This window comes from Stenotrophomonas sp. YJH_SMC_14-1 (assembly GCF_059372275.1).
In genome coordinates, this window is record NZ_JCAFVK010000002.1 from 794,145 (window position 1) to 809,075 (window position 14,931).

General features: G+C 65.6%; 16 protein-coding genes. 5 read left to right on the plus strand and 11 right to left on the minus strand.

Going from position 1 to position 14,931, the window contains the following annotated elements; all coding sequences use genetic code 11:
- The first annotated feature begins 41 nt into the window (after window positions 1-41).
- Window positions 42-1,415, plus strand: a complete 1,374-nt coding sequence (locus tag AC5P9P_RS08575; RefSeq protein WP_495202126.1) for a sigma-54-dependent transcriptional regulator — start codon at window positions 42-44, stop codon at window positions 1,413-1,415.
- A gap of 110 nt (window positions 1,416-1,525) precedes the next feature.
- Here AC5P9P_RS08575 and pilB read toward each other — a convergent pair whose 3' ends face one another.
- From pilB to AC5P9P_RS08590, 3 genes are all read right to left on the minus strand, one after another.
- Window positions 1,526-3,259, minus strand: coding sequence for a type IV-A pilus assembly ATPase PilB (pilB, locus tag AC5P9P_RS08580; RefSeq protein WP_049403029.1), 1,734 nt, complete (start codon window positions 3,257-3,259; stop codon window positions 1,526-1,528).
- A 222-nt stretch (window positions 3,260-3,481) separates the two neighbouring features.
- Window positions 3,482-3,931 carry a pilin gene (locus tag AC5P9P_RS08585; RefSeq protein WP_275043866.1) on the minus strand — a complete coding sequence of 150 codons (450 nt, stop codon included), beginning with the start codon at window positions 3,929-3,931 and terminating at the stop codon, window positions 3,482-3,484.
- Window positions 3,932-4,041: 110 nt separating this feature from the next.
- Window positions 4,042-4,464 carry a pilin gene (locus AC5P9P_RS08590; protein WP_049403031.1) on the minus strand — a complete coding sequence of 141 codons (423 nt, stop codon included), beginning with the start codon at window positions 4,462-4,464 and terminating at the stop codon, window positions 4,042-4,044.
- A gap of 352 nt (window positions 4,465-4,816) precedes the next feature.
- Here AC5P9P_RS08590 and AC5P9P_RS08595 point away from each other — a divergent pair, with 352 nt between their 5' ends.
- From AC5P9P_RS08595 to coaE, 3 genes are read left to right on the plus strand one after another with little or no spacing between them, the layout of a single operon-like run.
- Entirely contained in the window at window positions 4,817-6,076 is a 1,260-nt protein-coding gene (locus tag AC5P9P_RS08595) for a type II secretion system F family protein (RefSeq protein ID WP_049403032.1), read from the plus strand.
- Between the two features lie 7 nt (window positions 6,077-6,083).
- Entirely contained in the window at window positions 6,084-6,947 is an 864-nt protein-coding gene (locus tag AC5P9P_RS08600; protein ID WP_005410800.1) for a prepilin peptidase, read from the plus strand.
- Between the two features lie 11 nt (window positions 6,948-6,958).
- Window positions 6,959-7,570: a dephospho-CoA kinase gene (gene coaE / locus AC5P9P_RS08605; protein ID WP_495202127.1), complete on the plus strand. Its 612-nt coding sequence runs from the start codon at window positions 6,959-6,961 to the stop codon at window positions 7,568-7,570.
- Between the two features lie 58 nt (window positions 7,571-7,628).
- Here coaE and AC5P9P_RS08610 read toward each other — a convergent pair whose 3' ends face one another.
- The 6 genes from AC5P9P_RS08610 to rimK all read right to left on the minus strand — a co-directional run bounded on the left by AC5P9P_RS08610 (window position 7,629) and on the right by rimK (window position 12,678).
- Window positions 7,629-8,015 (minus strand): hypothetical protein, encoded by a 387-nt coding sequence (locus AC5P9P_RS08610; RefSeq protein WP_005410802.1) that lies wholly within the window; start codon window positions 8,013-8,015, stop codon window positions 7,629-7,631.
- Between the two features lie 482 nt (window positions 8,016-8,497).
- Entirely contained in the window at window positions 8,498-9,826 is a 1,329-nt protein-coding gene (locus AC5P9P_RS08615; RefSeq protein ID WP_005410803.1) for a sensor histidine kinase, read from the minus strand.
- 4 nt (window positions 9,827-9,830) lie between these two features.
- Entirely contained in the window at window positions 9,831-10,508 is a 678-nt protein-coding gene (locus AC5P9P_RS08620; protein WP_005410804.1) for a response regulator transcription factor, read from the minus strand.
- Between the two features lie 8 nt (window positions 10,509-10,516).
- Complete coding sequence (locus tag AC5P9P_RS08625; protein ID WP_005410805.1) at window positions 10,517-10,987, minus strand: hypothetical protein; 471 nt, start codon at window positions 10,985-10,987, stop codon at window positions 10,517-10,519.
- 89 nt (window positions 10,988-11,076) lie between these two features.
- A complete protein-coding gene (locus AC5P9P_RS08630; protein ID WP_033833115.1) occupies window positions 11,077-11,553 on the minus strand; it encodes a hypothetical protein in 477 nt (158 codons plus the stop codon).
- A gap of 246 nt (window positions 11,554-11,799) precedes the next feature.
- Window positions 11,800-12,678, minus strand: a complete 879-nt coding sequence (gene rimK, locus AC5P9P_RS08635; RefSeq protein WP_005410807.1) for a 30S ribosomal protein S6--L-glutamate ligase — start codon at window positions 12,676-12,678, stop codon at window positions 11,800-11,802.
- Between the two features lie 128 nt (window positions 12,679-12,806).
- Here rimK and AC5P9P_RS08640 point away from each other — a divergent pair, with 128 nt between their 5' ends.
- Window positions 12,807-13,244 (plus strand): acyl-CoA thioesterase, encoded by a 438-nt coding sequence (locus AC5P9P_RS08640; RefSeq protein ID WP_005414313.1) that lies wholly within the window; start codon window positions 12,807-12,809, stop codon window positions 13,242-13,244.
- On the opposite strand, the gene AC5P9P_RS08645 is transcribed toward AC5P9P_RS08640, so the two are convergent.
- Window positions 13,245-14,399 (minus strand): hypothetical protein, encoded by a 1,155-nt coding sequence (locus tag AC5P9P_RS08645; RefSeq protein ID WP_111188546.1) that lies wholly within the window; start codon window positions 14,397-14,399, stop codon window positions 13,245-13,247.
- A 74-nt stretch (window positions 14,400-14,473) separates the two neighbouring features.
- Window positions 14,474-14,878, minus strand: a complete 405-nt coding sequence (locus tag AC5P9P_RS08650; RefSeq protein WP_033833118.1) for a DUF805 domain-containing protein — start codon at window positions 14,876-14,878, stop codon at window positions 14,474-14,476.
- Window positions 14,879-14,931: the final 53 nt, after the last annotated feature.

Below are 14,931 nucleotides of genomic sequence, written 5' to 3' on the forward strand. Positions count from 1 at the left end.
ACATTTGTCGCTTCCAGCCCCCTCGTTTATCTTTCACGCCCATGAATGAAACCCGCAGCGCCCTCGTCGTCGACGACGAACGCGACATCCGCGAACTGCTGGTGCTGACCCTCGGCCGCATGGGGCTGCGCATCAGTACCGCCGCCAACCTGGCCGAGGCACGTGAGCTGCTGGCCAGCAATCCGTACGACCTGTGCATCACCGACATGCGCCTGCCCGATGGCAACGGCATCGAGCTGGTCAGCGAGATCGCCCAGCACTACCCGCGCACGCCGGTGGCGATGATCACCGCATTCGGCAGCATGGATCTCGCTGTGGAGGCACTGAAGGCCGGTGCGTTCGATTTCGTCAGCAAGCCGGTGGACATCTCGGTGCTGCGCGGACTGGTCAAGCACGCGCTGGAACTCAACAACGCCGAGCGCCCGGTACCGGGCCCCAACGCCGAACAGGGCGGTCGCCTGCTGGGCCACTCGCAGGCCATGGATGTGCTGCGCACCACCATCGGCAAGGTCGCGCGCAGCCAGGCGCCGGTCTACATCCTCGGCGAGTCGGGCGTCGGCAAGGAGCTGGTTGCACGCACCATCCATGCCCAGGGCGCGCGCGCGGCCGGCCCGTTCGTGCCGGTCAACTGCGGCGCCATTCCCGGCGAGCTGATGGAGAGCGAATTCTTCGGCCACCGCAAGGGCAGTTTCAGCGGCGCACACGCTGACAAGCCTGGCCTGTTCCAGGCTGCGCACGGCGGCACCCTGTTCCTGGACGAAGTGGCTGAACTGCCACTGCAGATGCAGGTGAAGCTGCTGCGCGCGATCCAGGAAAAGTCGGTGCGCGCGGTGGGCGCGGCCAACGAGGAGCCGGTGGATGTCCGCATCCTCTCGGCCACCCACAAGGATCTGGCCGAGCTGGTCGAGGACGGGCGCTTCCGCCACGACCTGTACTACCGCATCAACGTGATCGAACTGAAGGTGCCGCCGCTGCGCGAGCGCCGCCAGGACCTGCCCGAACTGGCCGCCGCCGTGCTGGCCCGCCTGGCCCGCAGCCACGGCCGTGCCACCCCGCTGCTGGCGCCCTCGGCGCTGGAAGCGCTGGCGCAGTACCCGTTCCCGGGCAATGTGCGCGAGCTGGAGAACATCCTGGAACGTGCGCTGGCCCTGGCCGAGGAAGACTGCATCGGCGCCGATGACCTGCGCCTGCCGCAGCACGCGCCGCGTACGCCGGGCAGTGCCGCGCCCGCCGAAGCGGTTGCCGACCTGCAGCCGGGCAGCGCCGCACTGCCCTCCTACATCGAGCAGCTCGAGCGCAGCGCCATCCAGCGTGCGCTGGAAGAGAACCGCTGGAACAAGACCCGCACCGCCGCGCAGCTGGGCATCACCTTCCGTGCGCTGCGCTACAAGCTGAAGAAGCTGGGGATGGAGTAGAGCCGAGCCCATGCTCGGCTGCGCGGTGGACGGAACCGCGCCATCCACGCATGGCGTGGATCTGCCGTAGAGCCGAGCACGGGCTCGGCTCTACGGAAAACCGCGTTGCATCAATCCTTGGTGACGCGGTTGATCTCGGCCAGGCTGGTGATGCCCGCCGCCGCCTTCTTCAAGGCCGACTGGCGCAGGTCATTCACGCCGATCTGCTGCGCCGCCTCGGCAATCTGCAGCGCATTGCCACCGGCCAGCACGATGGTGGCGATCTCATCGGTCATCGGCATGACCTGGTAGACGCCGGTCCGGCCCTTGTAGCCCTCGGTGCATTCATCGCAGCCCACGGCCTCGTACAGCTCGATGCCCGCATCCAGCTGCGCCTGGGTGAAGCCTTCGGCCAGCAGTGCATGTTCGGGCAGGCTGGACCGGCGCTTGCAGTTGCCGCACAGGCGGCGCGCCAGGCGCTGGGCGATCACCAGCGTCACCGAGCTGGTGATGTTGTACGGCGCGATACCCATGTTCATCAGGCGCGCGATGGTCTGCGGCGCATCGTTGGTGTGCAGCGTGGACAGCACCATGTGGCCGGTCTGCGCGGCCTTGATCGCGATCTCCGCCGTTTCCAGGTCGCGGATTTCGCCGACCATGATGATGTCCGGGTCCTGTCGCAGGAACGAGCGCAGCGCCGCGGCGAAGGTCATGCCGCGCTTGTTGTTCTGCTGTACCTGGTTGACGCCGGGCAGGCGGATTTCCACCGGGTCTTCGGCGGTGGAGATGTTGCGCGTCTCGTCATTGAGGATGCCCAGCGCGGTATACAGCGACACCGTCTTGCCCGAACCGGTCGGGCCGGTCACCAGCACCATGCCGTACGGCTTGTGGATGGCATCCAGGAACAGCTTCTGCTGGTCCGGCTCGTAACCCAGCTTGTCGATGCCCAGCTTGGCCGCGCTGCCATCGAGGATACGCAGCACCACCTTCTCGCCGAACAGGGTCGGCAGCGTGCTGACGCGGAAGTCGATCTGCTTGGTCTTGGACAGGTTGAGCTTGATGCGGCCGTCCTGCGGGACGCGCTTCTCGGCGATATCCAGCTGTGCCATCACCTTCAGGCGCGCGGCGATGCGCTGGTTCAACTTCACCGGTGCGCGCGCGACCATCTTCAGCAGGCCGTCGATGCGCAGGCGCACGCGGTAATCGTCTTCGTAGGGCTCGAAGTGGATGTCCGAGGCGCCCTTGCGGATCGCATCGACCAGCACCTTGTTGACGAACTTCACCACCGGGGTGTCGTCACCCTTGGCATCGATGCCGGACTCGCCGCCGGTGGCGCCGAGATCCTCGTCGCCGGCCGCCACGTCCAGGTTGCCCATGCCATCGTCATCACCACCCAGGGCATCGCCGAGGGTGTCATGGCTGGCGTGCCACTGTTCCAGCGTGCGCCGGATCTGGTCCTCGTCGACCAGGATCGGCTCGACCACCAGGTTGGTGTGGAACTTGATCTCGTCCAGCGAGTGGGTCGGATTGCTGGTGCCGACGAACAGCTTGCCACCGCGCTTGAAGAGCGGCAGCACGTTGTGCTTGCGCAGCAGCTCCTCGCTGACCAGGCTCATCGCGTTCTGGCTGGCGTCGAAGGTGGACACGTCGAACAGCGGCATGCCGAACTCGACCGCATTGGCGGCGGCCAGCTGCGAGGCATTGACCAGCTTGTTCTGCGCGAACCACGTCGGCAGTGGCTGGCGCGCGGCGGCGGCCTTGGCCATGGCGTCGCGGGCGGTGGCCTCGTCCAGGGCCCCGTCCTGCACCAGGCGACGGGCCAGGCCGGTGATGCCGACAAGATTGGCGGTGGTGACAGCGTTCATATGAATCCTTGGCTCATGGGGTCATGCCATGCCGTGCGTCTTGCACGGACACCGCACGGGGCAGCAGAACCCGCCGCGACCCAATGGCCACCGGCATCGCCAATCCATGAGCAACACTGCCTTGCCCGGCACTCCCGGCCCGGCAGGCACGATCCTGACTCCCCCGGGGATGATAGCCCCGTCAAGGGGCAGCCAGCATCCCATCGGAGCGCTGAAGTGTGATCAGCAGCCGGTCGGGCGATAGCGCGCCTCGAACGCGCTGCCATCGCAGCTCCAGATGCCCTCGGCGGAGCGGCGCAGGATCAGGTCCTTGCCGTCCAGCACGCTGTGCCCCTTTACGGTGCAGCTGATGTGGCCGACACCGGATTCGCTGAGTTCGGCTTCGACGCTGGAGCAGTGGGCGTTCTGGGCGCCGCCGATAAGTTGTGGCGTAACCTCACTGACAGGACGCCCCTGATAGACAACGATCTCCACCAGCGTCTTGCCAGGGCTGATGTCGGCCAGCGCGGCCGTCAACTGGGTGCGAACGATGTAAGGCTGAAATGCCACCATCGCGATCGCGGCAAGTATGGCAATGATGGCCACCACGATCATCAGCTCGATGAGCGTGAAGCCCTTCTGTGTGTTCATGACTCCCCCTGTTTGATCCAGCAATCCCCATTGCTGCGTCATGACTGGACCTCGTGCTCCAGTCAGCACAAGGCCCGCCGAAGCGGGCCCTGTGTTCATCGTACGAAAGACCCAGGACAAATAGCCCACATGCCTCTCGTCAATGGTATGGATCAGCTGCAGCCCTTCGGCTTGAACTTTTCCTTGACGTCGGTGGTGACGCAAGTAAAGCCACCTGCAGTAGCGGTTGCGCCCGAGCCAGAGGCTTCTGCGTAGTTCAGCGCAATGCTGGACGCATCACCGATACGGCCCGGCTCGCGGATCGTGCAGGTCATACCAGTCGCGGCAACAGCGATCTTCGAGCATGCGCCAGTGTTGTCGGCCTGGAAGCCAGAGTTGGCCACGGTCGGGGTGCCACCGTCGCTGACGACCATCTCGAACTGGGTCTTGTGCGAGGCCAGATCGGCCAGCGCAGCGGTGACCTTCGACTTCGAGGTGTAGTCCTGGTAGGCCGGCAGCGCGATGGCGGCCAGGATGGCGATGATCGCGACGACGATCATCAGTTCGATAAGGGTGAAGCCCTTCTGGTTCTTCATTGGTACATCCCCAAGATAGTGGTGGTTGAGTTCAGTGCACGGGATCGGACCGGACAGCGCCGGTTGAGCGGGCCCCATGCCCTGCGGGTGGATCAACGCAGGTTGCGTGCCAACCCCGGCACGCCTCCCCCTGGATTTCCCCGCGCCCATGATGGCAGCAATTTCGCGGATGGGAACCCCCCGCTTCCGAATCTGCGATGGACGCGGCAATGTGACGCAGTACGTCACCTTTGGTCGGCACCCGGCACGAAATCGCACGCCAGGCCGCCTGCCAACTGCCCATCCGCCCTTGAACCCGCTACCATCAATGGCTAGTTACCCGCCTGGGGATGGCGGGTCTTGGGGAGCCAACATGTCTGTCAGTCGCAGTGCGATCAAGAAAGAGCCGGTGGCGCGCGCCACCATGGAGCTGCAGCCGTTTGTCTGGGAGGGGACCGACAAGCGGGGCGTGAAGATGAAGGGCGAGCAGCTGGCCAAGAACGCCAACCTGCTGCGCGCCGAGCTACGCCGCCAGGGCATCAACCCGGGCCAGGTCAAGCCCAAGCCGAAGCCGCTGTTCGGCGCCTCCGGCAGCCCGGTCAAGCCGAAGGACATCGCCTTCTTCAGCCGGCAGATGGCCACGATGATGAAATCCGGCGTGCCGATCGTGTCGGCGCTGGACATCATCGCCAGCGGGCACAAGAACCCGCGGATGAAGAAGCTGGTGGACACCATCCGCACCGACATCGAGGGCGGCTCCTCGATGTACGAGGCGGTCAGCAAGCACCCGGTGCAGTTCGACGAGCTGTACCGCAACCTGGTGCGGGCCGGCGAAGGCGCCGGCGTGCTGGAAACCGTGCTGGACACGGTGGCCACCTACAAGGAAAACATCGAAGCGCTGAAGGGCAAGATCAAGAAGGCGCTGTTCTACCCGATCATGGTGGTGGTGGTGGCGATGCTGGTCAGCGGCATCATGCTGGTGTTCGTGGTGCCGCAGTTCGAGGACGTGTTCAAGAGCTTCGGCGCCGAGCTGCCCGCCTTCACCCAGATGGTGGTGAATCTCTCGCGGTTCATGGTGTCGTGGTGGTGGCTGATATTCCTGATCGTGGTGGGCTCCGCTGTCGGTGCCATCATGGCCTACAAGCGCTCGCCGAAGATGCAGCACGCGATGGACCGGTTCGTGCTGAAGGTGCCGGTGATCGGGCAGATCATGCACAACAGTGCCATCGCCCGCTTCTCGCGCACCACCGCGGTCACCTTCAAGGCCGGCGTGCCGCTGGTGGAGGCGCTGGGCATCGTGGCCGGCGCCACCGGCAACACCGTGTACGAAGAGGCGGTGCTGCGCATGCGCGACGACGTCTCGGTGGGTTACCCGGTGAACATGTCGATGAAGCAGACCAACCTGTTCCCGCACATGGTCATCCAGATGACCGGCATCGGCGAAGAGGCCGGTGCGCTGGACGCCATGCTGTTCAAGGTGGCCGAGTACTATGAGCAGGAGGTCAACAATTCGGTGGATGCCCTGAGCAGCCTGCTGGAACCGATGATCATGGTGTTCATTGGTACCATTGTGGGCGGCATGGTGATTGCCATGTACCTTCCCATCTTCAAACTCGGCGCCGTCGTCGGATAACACATACATGGCTTTTCTCGACCAGCATCCTGGCCTCGGCTACCCCGCCGCGGCCGCCTTCGGACTGCTGCTGGGCAGTTTCCTGAACGTCGTCATCCTGCGCCTGCCCAAGCGGCTGGAGTGGCAGTGGAAGCGCGATGCGCGCGAGGTCCTGGAGGAGCCGGACTTCTATGAGCCGCCCCCACCGGGGATCGTGGTCGAGCCGTCGCACTGCCCGCACTGCAAGCACAAGCTGAGCTGGTACGAGAACATCCCGCTGTTCAGCTGGATCATCCAGGGCGGCAAGTGCCGCCACTGCAAGGCGCCGATCTCGCTGCAGTACCCGCTGGTGGAGGCGCTGACCTCACTGCTGGTGGTGGCCTGCGTCTGGCAGTTCGGCTTCGGCTGGCAGGGTTTCGGCGCCATCGTGCTGACCTGCTTCCTGATCGCGCTGTCCGGCATCGACCTGCGCACCCAGCTGCTGCCCGACCAGCTCACCCTGCCGCTGATGTGGCTGGGGCTGATAGGCAGCATCGACAACCTGTACATGCCGGCCAAGCCCGCCCTGGTGGGCGCGGCGGTGGGCTATCTGTCGCTGTGGACGGTCTGGTGGCTGTTCAAGCAGCTGACCGGCAAGGAGGGCATGGGCCACGGCGACTTCAAACTGCTGGCAGCCCTGGGCGCCTGGTGTGGCCTGAAGGGCATCCTGCCGATCATCCTGCTGTCGTCGGTGCTGGGCGCCATCATCGGCTCGATCTGGCTGTACAGCCGGGGCCGTGACCGCGCCACGCCGATTCCGTTCGGCCCTTACCTGGCCATTGCCGGCTGGCTGTACTTCATGTGGGGTGCACCGCTGGTGGAGCAGTACATGGTGATGAGCGGACTGCGCTGAGGGGAGTCCCCATGAGCCGCTACGTGGTTGGCCTGACCGGCGGCATCGCCGCCGGCAAGAGTGAGGTGACCCGGCGCTTCGAGGCGCTGGGCATCGTGGTGGCCGACGCCGACCTGGCCGCCCGGGCCGTGGTCGCCGCCGGCAGCCCGGCCCTGGCCCGTATCGCCGAGCGCTTCGGCGCCGGCATGCTGCTGGCCGATGGCGCCCTGGACCGGGGCCGCCTGCGCGCCCACGTCTTCGCCGATCCGGCCGAGCGGACGGCGCTGGAAGCCATCACCCACCCGGCCATCCGCCTGCTGATGCAACAGCAGTGCGAGCAGGCTGAAAGCCCCTATGCGATTGCGGCCATTCCGCTGCTGACCGAGGTGGGCGGGCGGAAGGCCTACCCCTGGTTGGACCGGGTATTGCTGGTGGATGCACCGGAAGCCGTGCAGCATGCCCGGCTGATGCAGCGCGACGGCATTGATGCTGCGCTGGCCGACCGGATGATTGCTGCGCAGGCCAGCCGTGCGCAGCGCTTGGCACTGGCCGATGACGTGGTGGTCAATGATGGGCAGCCGGAGGACCTGCAGGTGCAGGTGGAACAGCTGCATGCGCAGTATCTGGGCTTGGCCGGGGCTTGAGGCCTGGTTGCCGGCCAGCGGCCGGCACTACCAAAGCGCGTCCATGCGTGACGTGGATCTACTCCAGCTGCTGGCGGGCGTAGCGGGCCAGTTCGCGGGCGCCCAACAGCAGGCCGTCGACCACATCGGGATTGAGCTGCTGGCGGGCGCCACCCTGCTCCCGCGCGATTTCGGCAGCGTGCAGCAGCTGGATCAGGGTATTCAGGCCGGCAAGCGTGCGGCTGAGACCAGCCATCGTGGCGGCCTGCGCCGGGCTGGCACCCTGCACATCCAGCCGCTGGCCGTCGGCGGCGTCGCGGCCATCCATGCGCGCCAGCAGGGCGGGCAGCAGGTCCCTGGGGTCATCCAGCAGAACTTCGACCCGCTCGGCGACGTCGGCAGGCAGCAGGTGGGCGGCATCGCCGATCAGGGCGTGCAACTGGGGGAACAGCGGGCGGGTGGACATGGTGAAGCTCCTCGCAGACGGCAGGCCACCTGCAGATGCAAGGTGGCGGACGGTGCGGGTTGGCGTACCGGACAACTCCCAGATGGATGGAAACTCCGGCGGATTCCCGGGAATCCCCACGCACCGCCCGCCATGAAGCGAGCACAGTGCATTGTCCGCGATGCCGTGCGAGGCATCGGAAGTTTTCCATCTGACAGTTGATTTCAGGACGCCAATCCCGGCCAAGGCACCTGCCCCGGCCAGGTCATCAGGCCATCACCGCGCACGGCAATCTGTAAGGAAATTCCCAAGTGCGGCGCGGGCTTGCGAATGCGTGCGTTGGAACACGCGCCGGGCGCGGCAGCGATCACGGTGGTGTCGTGTCGGGCCTGCGATGGGATGTTCGCGTGCGGTGGATTCAGTGGCACAAGCGACACAGGGCGTGATGCAAGGTCGGCAGGGTCCGTGCCGACCAAGGTCGGCACCCACCCAAGCAGGGGTGCTTACAGCGGCTTCGGCGAGAACGTCAGGGTGGCGATCACGCCACGCTCGCCACCGGGGCGCACGCTCACCTGCCAGCCGTACAGGTCGCACAGACGGCTGACGATCGACAGGCCGATGCCGCCGCCCTGCGAATGACCGGCGTGCGTGCCGCGGTAGCCACGCTGGAACAGCTTGGCCGCGTCTTCCTCGCTCAGGCCCGGGCCGCTGTCGGTCACCGACACCGAATTGGCGCCCACGAAGACGCGTACTTCGCCATCCTGTGAGTACTTCACCGCGTTGCCGATCAGGTTGCCCAGCGCCACCGACAGCGCCGCCTCGGGTGCATCGATCACCAGGTTGCGCTCGCCTTCCAGCAGCAGCTCCAGCGGCTTGCCACCCAGCTGCGCGCGGTGCGCATCCAGCAGCTGCTCGGCCACGCGGGCCACGTTGCTGGTGCCCTGCCCGCGCTCGTTGCGCGACAGCAGCAGCAGTGCGCCGATCAGGTCGCTGCACTGCTGCTCGGCACGCTGGATACGCTGCAGGCGCTGCAGCACCTTCTCGTCCAGGCCGGGCCGGGTCAGCAGCAGCTCGGTGGCACCGCGGATCACTGCCAGCGGCGTGCGCAGTTCATGGCTGACGTCTGCATTGAACTCGCGATCGCGCTGCACCACTTCGGTCAGCCGCGAGGAATAGTCGTCCAGCGCCTGTGCCAGCTGCCCCACCTCGTCATCGGGAAAGCGCGGCGCCAAGGGCTCGGGCTCACTGGTACCGCCGCGGTACGCACGCAGCCGCGCGGCCAGGTCCGACACCGGCTTCATCACCTTCGACGCCGACCACCAGCCCAGCACCAGCGACAGCACGCTGAACACCAGCACCGACAACACCAGCGCGCGGTTGAGCTGCTTGCCGCCGCGCACGCTGTCGGTCATGTCATAGGCGAGGAAGAACCAGGCGTCGTCGGCCTTGCGTACCGCCAGCTTGTAGGCATACGGCTGCCCCTGCTCGTCGGTGCCACTGAGGTTGTAATTGCCGTTCTGCAGGTCGGCCCACTGCGGCCACGACTCGCGGGCCTTGTCGAACTTGTCAGCCGAGTAGGCGTACGCCCGGATCTGCTGCACGGGCACTGCCGGATTGCGCCCCGGATGCTCGTAGAAGCGCCGCGCATACTCTTCGATGTTGTGGTTGATCACGTCTTCCACCAACTGGTTTTCCACCCGCATGCGGGCCCAGTTGGTGGCAAACGCGAACAGTGTCGTCAGGCAGAAGCCCAACAACACGAACGAGACGATGATGCGGCTGCGCAGGCGCCGCCGGTATGGCGTGCGCCGACGCTCCCCCTTGGCTGCCACGGAATCAGGCTTCCGGGGTGGCGATGCGGTATCCGATGCCATGGCGGGTCTGGATCAGCGGCACTTCAAACGGCTTGTCGACCACCGCACGCAGGCCATGGATATGCACGCGCAGCGAATCCGAGTCGGGCAGTTCCTCGCCCCACACGCGGGTTTCCAACTCCTGGCGGGTCACCACCGCCGGTGCCGCTTCCATCAGCGCCTGCAGGATCTTCAGCGCGGTCGGGTTGAGCTGCAGCAGCTTGCCCTGGCGGCGCACTTCCAGCGTATCCAGGTTGTATTCCAGGTCGCCGGTTTCCAGCACGCGGGTCTGCACGCCCTTGCCGCGGCGCGACAGGGCGTTCAGACGCACTTCCACTTCCTGCAGCGCGAACGGCTTGATCAGGTAGTCATCGGCACCGGAATCGAAGCCGGCCAGCTTGTTGTCCAGCGAATCGCGGGCCGTCAGCATCAGCACCGGGGTCTGCTTGCGCGCTTCATTGCGCAGTTTGCGGCAGACTTCGATGCCGTCCATGCCTGGCAGGTTGAGATCCAGCACGATCGCGTCGAACTCGTGCACCACGGCCAGATGCAGGCCGGTGACCCCGTCAGCCGCGAAGTCCACCGTATGCCCCCGGTCCTCCAGATAGTCGCCCAGGTTGGCCGCAATGTCGCTGTTGTCTTCGATTACCAGGATTCTCACTGTCACCTCTAATTGACTGTACTGCCGGCGCGCATGACCTGCCTCATGTCCTGCTGTGCCCGTTCCTTCTGCCGAGCGCGCTCGGCAACGGTCATGCACTGCGTCGTGGTCCGGTTGGAACCGATGGGCTTTTCACGTTGGCATATTAGACGACTATCTTCACGCGCCTGTGTCAAAACCGTGTTCACGACCTGCTGATCGTTGAAGACCTGGGTTTGCACCGGTTCAGGCATGGAATCGCGTGCCGGGTACTGCTCCACCGCTGCGCGCATGCGTGCCAGGGCGTCGTTGACGCGGGTGCGCTCGTCCTGCTTGAGTTCCGAATAGGTTTCGCCGTCCTTGAGCTCCACCTCGATACGCGCGATCTGCTGCTGCAGCGGCTGGCCGGGCACGAACACGTCCTTGCCCCTGGATGCCGATGCGGTACTGACCAGGGCGAGTCCTGACAACAGGACGGCCGACATCAAAGCCTGTTTCATGGCAAACAAATCCTTGTCTGTGGCGAATCCCGACTCTATTCGCACCCCCTTCACGCCAGCAAGTGCCAATGGTCGGGGCAGCGGAAGCCCTACCGCGAGCTGGCAGGGTTGAAGTTGTTGAAGGTGCGCTGGTCGTTCAACAGCGCCTTGCCCTTTTCCTCGATCCGGCGGCGCTCGGCCACCGTCAGGCAGCGGCTTTTGGGCATGTTGCTGCCGGTACTGCGCGTGTGCTGGCAGATCTGCCGGCTGTCCTCGTGGGCGCGGGTGAGCAGGGTATTGATCCGCTCCTGGTCGTTGAAGACCTCCCCCTGCACCTGCGGCGGCAGTTCCTGCACGCTCTGGTGGCCGCCCATCCTCGCGGTGATCCGGGCCAGCGCTTCGCGCACGGTGCTGCGGTCATCAGCGGAAATCTCGCTGTAATCGCCATCATCCAGGGCCTTTTCGACCTGGCGCACCTGCTCGGCCACCGGCGACTGCCGGTCCATCTGCACAACGGCTTTCTCCGGCTTGGCCGCAGCAGATCCGGCCAGGCCCAGCAACAACGCGATCATCGTGATGCGGTACATCGCCAGCCTCCGATCCATCCAGGAACGATGGGGGCCACTCTACGGCCGTCACGCCACCTCCACAAGGGACAGCTGGCAGGCATAAAAAAGACCCAGGCGGTGCCCCCGCCTGGGTCTGAAGTTGTATCCCGATACCGATCCTGCTGAGAGGCAGAGCTGCGGTTCGCTGAAGCCTACGCGTGGGCCGATTAAAGGCTTGTTAAAGCCGGCCTCATCCGCCTGTGAGAATCTCAAGGCGCTGAATAATCAGGGTTTTTTAAGCTTCTCGACGTGCTCGATGATGCGCGTGGCCACGTCCACCCCGCACGCAGCCTCGATCCCTTCCAGCCCCGGCGTTGAATTGACCTCCAGCACCAGCGGGCCGCGGGCGGAGCGGATCAGGTCCACCCCGCACACTGACAGTCCCAGCGCCTTGGCCGACCGCACCGCCACCTGCTGCTCGGCACGGCTGGCCTTGGCCGCCACCGCCGTACCCCCGGCATGCAGGTTGGAGCGGAAGTCACCTTCCGGCGCCTGCCGCTGCATCGAGGCAACCACCTGGTCACCGACCACGAAGCAGCGCAGATCGGCGCCCTTGGCCTCGCCGATGAATTCCTGCATCAGGAAATTGGCGTACAACCCGCGCAGGGCCTCGACAATGCCGCGCGAGGCGCTGGCCTTCTCGGTCAGGATCACGCCGCGCCCCTGGGTACCCTCGTTGAGCTTCACCACATGCGGCGGTGGGCCCAGCATGGACAACAGGTCGACGGTGTCGTCGGGGTTGTCGCCGAACACAGTGACCGGCATGTCGATGCCCTTGGCCGCCAGCAGCTGGTGTGCGCGCAGCTTGTCGCGCGAACGCAGGATCGCGTCGGACGGATTCGGGGTGCGTGCACCCATCAGTTCGAACTGGCGCAGCACGGCCGTGCCATAGCGGGTGATCGAGGCACCGATGCGCGGGATGACCATGTCCACGCCGGTCATCGGCCGGCCCTTGTAATGCATCGAAAAGCCATCGGCGGCAATGCGCATGTAGCAGCGCAGCGGATCGAGGATGCGCACGGTGTGGCCGCGCGCGCGCGCCGCCTCGACCAGCCGGCGGGTGGAATACAGGGAACTGTTGCGGGACAGGATGGCGAGCTTCATCGCGGCAGGATCGGGCGGCAGGCGCGCAGCATAGCGCGGGCGTGTGGCGGGCGGATGATGCCCTGCGGCGTGGCTTGCTCAGGCGCAGGCGGCACACTGCGGGGCAGGCCAGACCGCAAGGAAACCCGATGTCGATCACCGTATTCCCGCGCTTCTCCGAAGTGGATGTACTCGGCCACGTCACCAACACCGCCCTGCCCGTCTGGTTCGAGGAAGGCCGCCAGGAGATCTTCCGGCATTTCAGCCGCGAGGCCAGCATGCGCGACCTGGCACTGATCCTGCGCCGCTACGAGATCGACTTCCTGCAGCAGATACAGGCGGGACACGAAGTGCGCATCGAGACCCGGATCGAGAGCATTGGCCGCTCCTCGCTCTCGATCGTGCAACAGGCGTTCCAGTTCGAGGCCCTGGTAGCCAGCGGGCGCTGCGTGATGGTTCATTTCGACTACACGGCCAACGCCTCGCGCGAGATCGATGCGGAGCAGCGCCAGGCGTTGTCGGGGCTGTTCACCGAGGAATATGCACAGTCGCTGCGGGAAACGAGCGCGCGCGCCGCCGAGGCCTGATCAGCGCGAGGGAAGGCGCAGCCTGAAGCGCCCATCACGGGCGCGCAGCGCCAACCCGGTTTCACGCCATTCCACAGGCAGCTCCAAGGCTGTGTGGCGCGTGGGGTTTCGATGGACGGCATCGGACTCCCAGCGTTCCTCATAGGCTTCGCACTGGAGTGTGCCGTCATCGTCAGCATCGATCACATTGATCCAGGCCATGCTCCGGGCCTTGCCGAAGCCCCCCATCGCATGACGGGCAAAGGCTTGCCAACGACCCTGCCAGCAGACAAGCCACACGCCCTCGATGGGTCGCAGGTTCTCATCAAGCACACTGCCGGCCACCACCAGGCAGCGTCCCGACGGGCTCGCGATCACCGTCTCCAGATCACAGGCGTGGCGACCACTGGAGGCGTCGTCAAGGTAAAGGGCATACGGGCAGATGCACGCGAACAGCGCCGGATGCGCGGTCACGCGCAGATCCTCGGGAAGCAGCGGGACCGCGCGCAGCACCCGGGCATCAGGCAGGACGTGCCTCAGCTCCCGCGGCACTCCGGCGGCCAGCGCCGGATGTCCCTGCTCCAGCCATAGGCCCCGGCAGGGATGCAGCTGGGTCATGCCGCCGGGCTGGCTGCGCAGCCACGCCTCCGCACCGGCGTCCCCATCGGACTGCTGGCGCTCGCTCAGCTGCTGCCGGAACAGGCCGGGAGCAGCCGCAAGCACCTGCACCGTCTTTTGGCGCTCGTCGTAGACGATCACTGCTTCGCATCGATCAACATACCCGCTGGCCAGGCGCAGCGCGCCTCCCGGCAGGTCCTGCCATTCACCACTGGCATCACGACTGCCTCCAGTGGATACGCCTTCGACGATGGCGCCATCGCGCAGCATCTGCGTGCTGTACGCCGGTCCGCCCATGCCCAGCTCGCCCCAATCCAACAGCACATCATGTGCGGGCGGCCGTTCGGCAAAGGGCTTCATCGATCGCGAGCGCAGGCGTGAACCGCCCACCGCATCGCCGACCAGATCGATGCGCTGCAGCGCGCCCCCCAGCGCAAGGCACACGGCAAGGCCGACAATCACTCCCAGAGGCGACCACCAGGCCACACAGACGGCGAACAGGGCCAGGAACGGCAACCACTGGGTGTAGCGCCGCAGGGCGGTTCGATCAAGGGACATGCGGATGAGAGAGGCGCCCCAGCGAACCGTCCACGCCTTCAATGCCGATCCGATCGATTGCGGCCGATGCCGGTTCAAGCATCCTGCGCTCCTGGAACTGCGCCAAATCGATTCTCTTCCTCGCTCCCGGGAAGCAGCATGACCGGAAAGAGGACGAACACCCCCAAGGGAATGAACGCGATCACGGTGTACCAGCCTGACTCGTCGATATCGTGCAATCTCCGCACGGTCAGGGCCAGCATCGGAGGCAGGAAGACGATGACAGCGCAGACGGTCATGACCCATCCCAGCTTCCACAGGATCTCTGACGTTTCCCAATCGAACGACAGGTAGCCGACCAGCCAGTAACCGCGATCCATCACGCTGTAGCTCACCGCTATGACGAACCCGGCAAGCAGCGAATACGACCAGAACTCCCGCCGGTCGGATCGCCCGGAAAAATCAAAGCATCGCCTGATGGGCACAAGTGCAGCGATCATTCACGCTCCGGGCAACGGATGATGGGCGTCAACAGCTAACGATCTTTTAGCAT

Excerpts from the sequence above, each read along its gene's own strand:
- AC5P9P_RS08575 (WP_495202126.1), top strand. The coding sequence starts at position 42 with ATGAATGAAACCCGCAGCGCCCTCGTCGTCGACGACGAACGCGACATC.
- pilB (WP_049403029.1), bottom strand. The coding sequence starts at position 3,259 with ATGAACGCTGTCACCACCGCCAATCTTGTCGGCATCACCGGCCTGGCC.
- AC5P9P_RS08585 (WP_275043866.1), bottom strand. The coding sequence starts at position 3,931 with ATGACGCAGCAATGGGGATTGCTGGATCAAACAGGGGGAGTCATGAAC.
- AC5P9P_RS08590 (WP_049403031.1), bottom strand. The coding sequence starts at position 4,464 with ATGAAGAACCAGAAGGGCTTCACCCTTATCGAACTGATGATCGTCGTC.
- AC5P9P_RS08595 (WP_049403032.1), top strand. The coding sequence starts at position 4,817 with ATGTCTGTCAGTCGCAGTGCGATCAAGAAAGAGCCGGTGGCGCGCGCC.
- AC5P9P_RS08600 (WP_005410800.1), top strand. The coding sequence starts at position 6,084 with ATGGCTTTTCTCGACCAGCATCCTGGCCTCGGCTACCCCGCCGCGGCC.
- coaE (WP_495202127.1), top strand. The coding sequence starts at position 6,959 with ATGAGCCGCTACGTGGTTGGCCTGACCGGCGGCATCGCCGCCGGCAAG.
- AC5P9P_RS08610 (WP_005410802.1), bottom strand. The coding sequence starts at position 8,015 with ATGTCCACCCGCCCGCTGTTCCCCCAGTTGCACGCCCTGATCGGCGAT.
- AC5P9P_RS08625 (WP_005410805.1), bottom strand. The coding sequence starts at position 10,987 with ATGAAACAGGCTTTGATGTCGGCCGTCCTGTTGTCAGGACTCGCCCTG.
- AC5P9P_RS08630 (WP_033833115.1), bottom strand. The coding sequence starts at position 11,553 with ATGTACCGCATCACGATGATCGCGTTGTTGCTGGGCCTGGCCGGATCT.
- rimK (WP_005410807.1), bottom strand. The coding sequence starts at position 12,678 with ATGAAGCTCGCCATCCTGTCCCGCAACAGTTCCCTGTATTCCACCCGC.
- AC5P9P_RS08640 (WP_005414313.1), top strand. The coding sequence starts at position 12,807 with ATGTCGATCACCGTATTCCCGCGCTTCTCCGAAGTGGATGTACTCGGC.
- AC5P9P_RS08645 (WP_111188546.1), bottom strand. The coding sequence starts at position 14,399 with ATGTCCCTTGATCGAACCGCCCTGCGGCGCTACACCCAGTGGTTGCCG.
- AC5P9P_RS08650 (WP_033833118.1), bottom strand. The coding sequence starts at position 14,878 with ATGATCGCTGCACTTGTGCCCATCAGGCGATGCTTTGATTTTTCCGGG.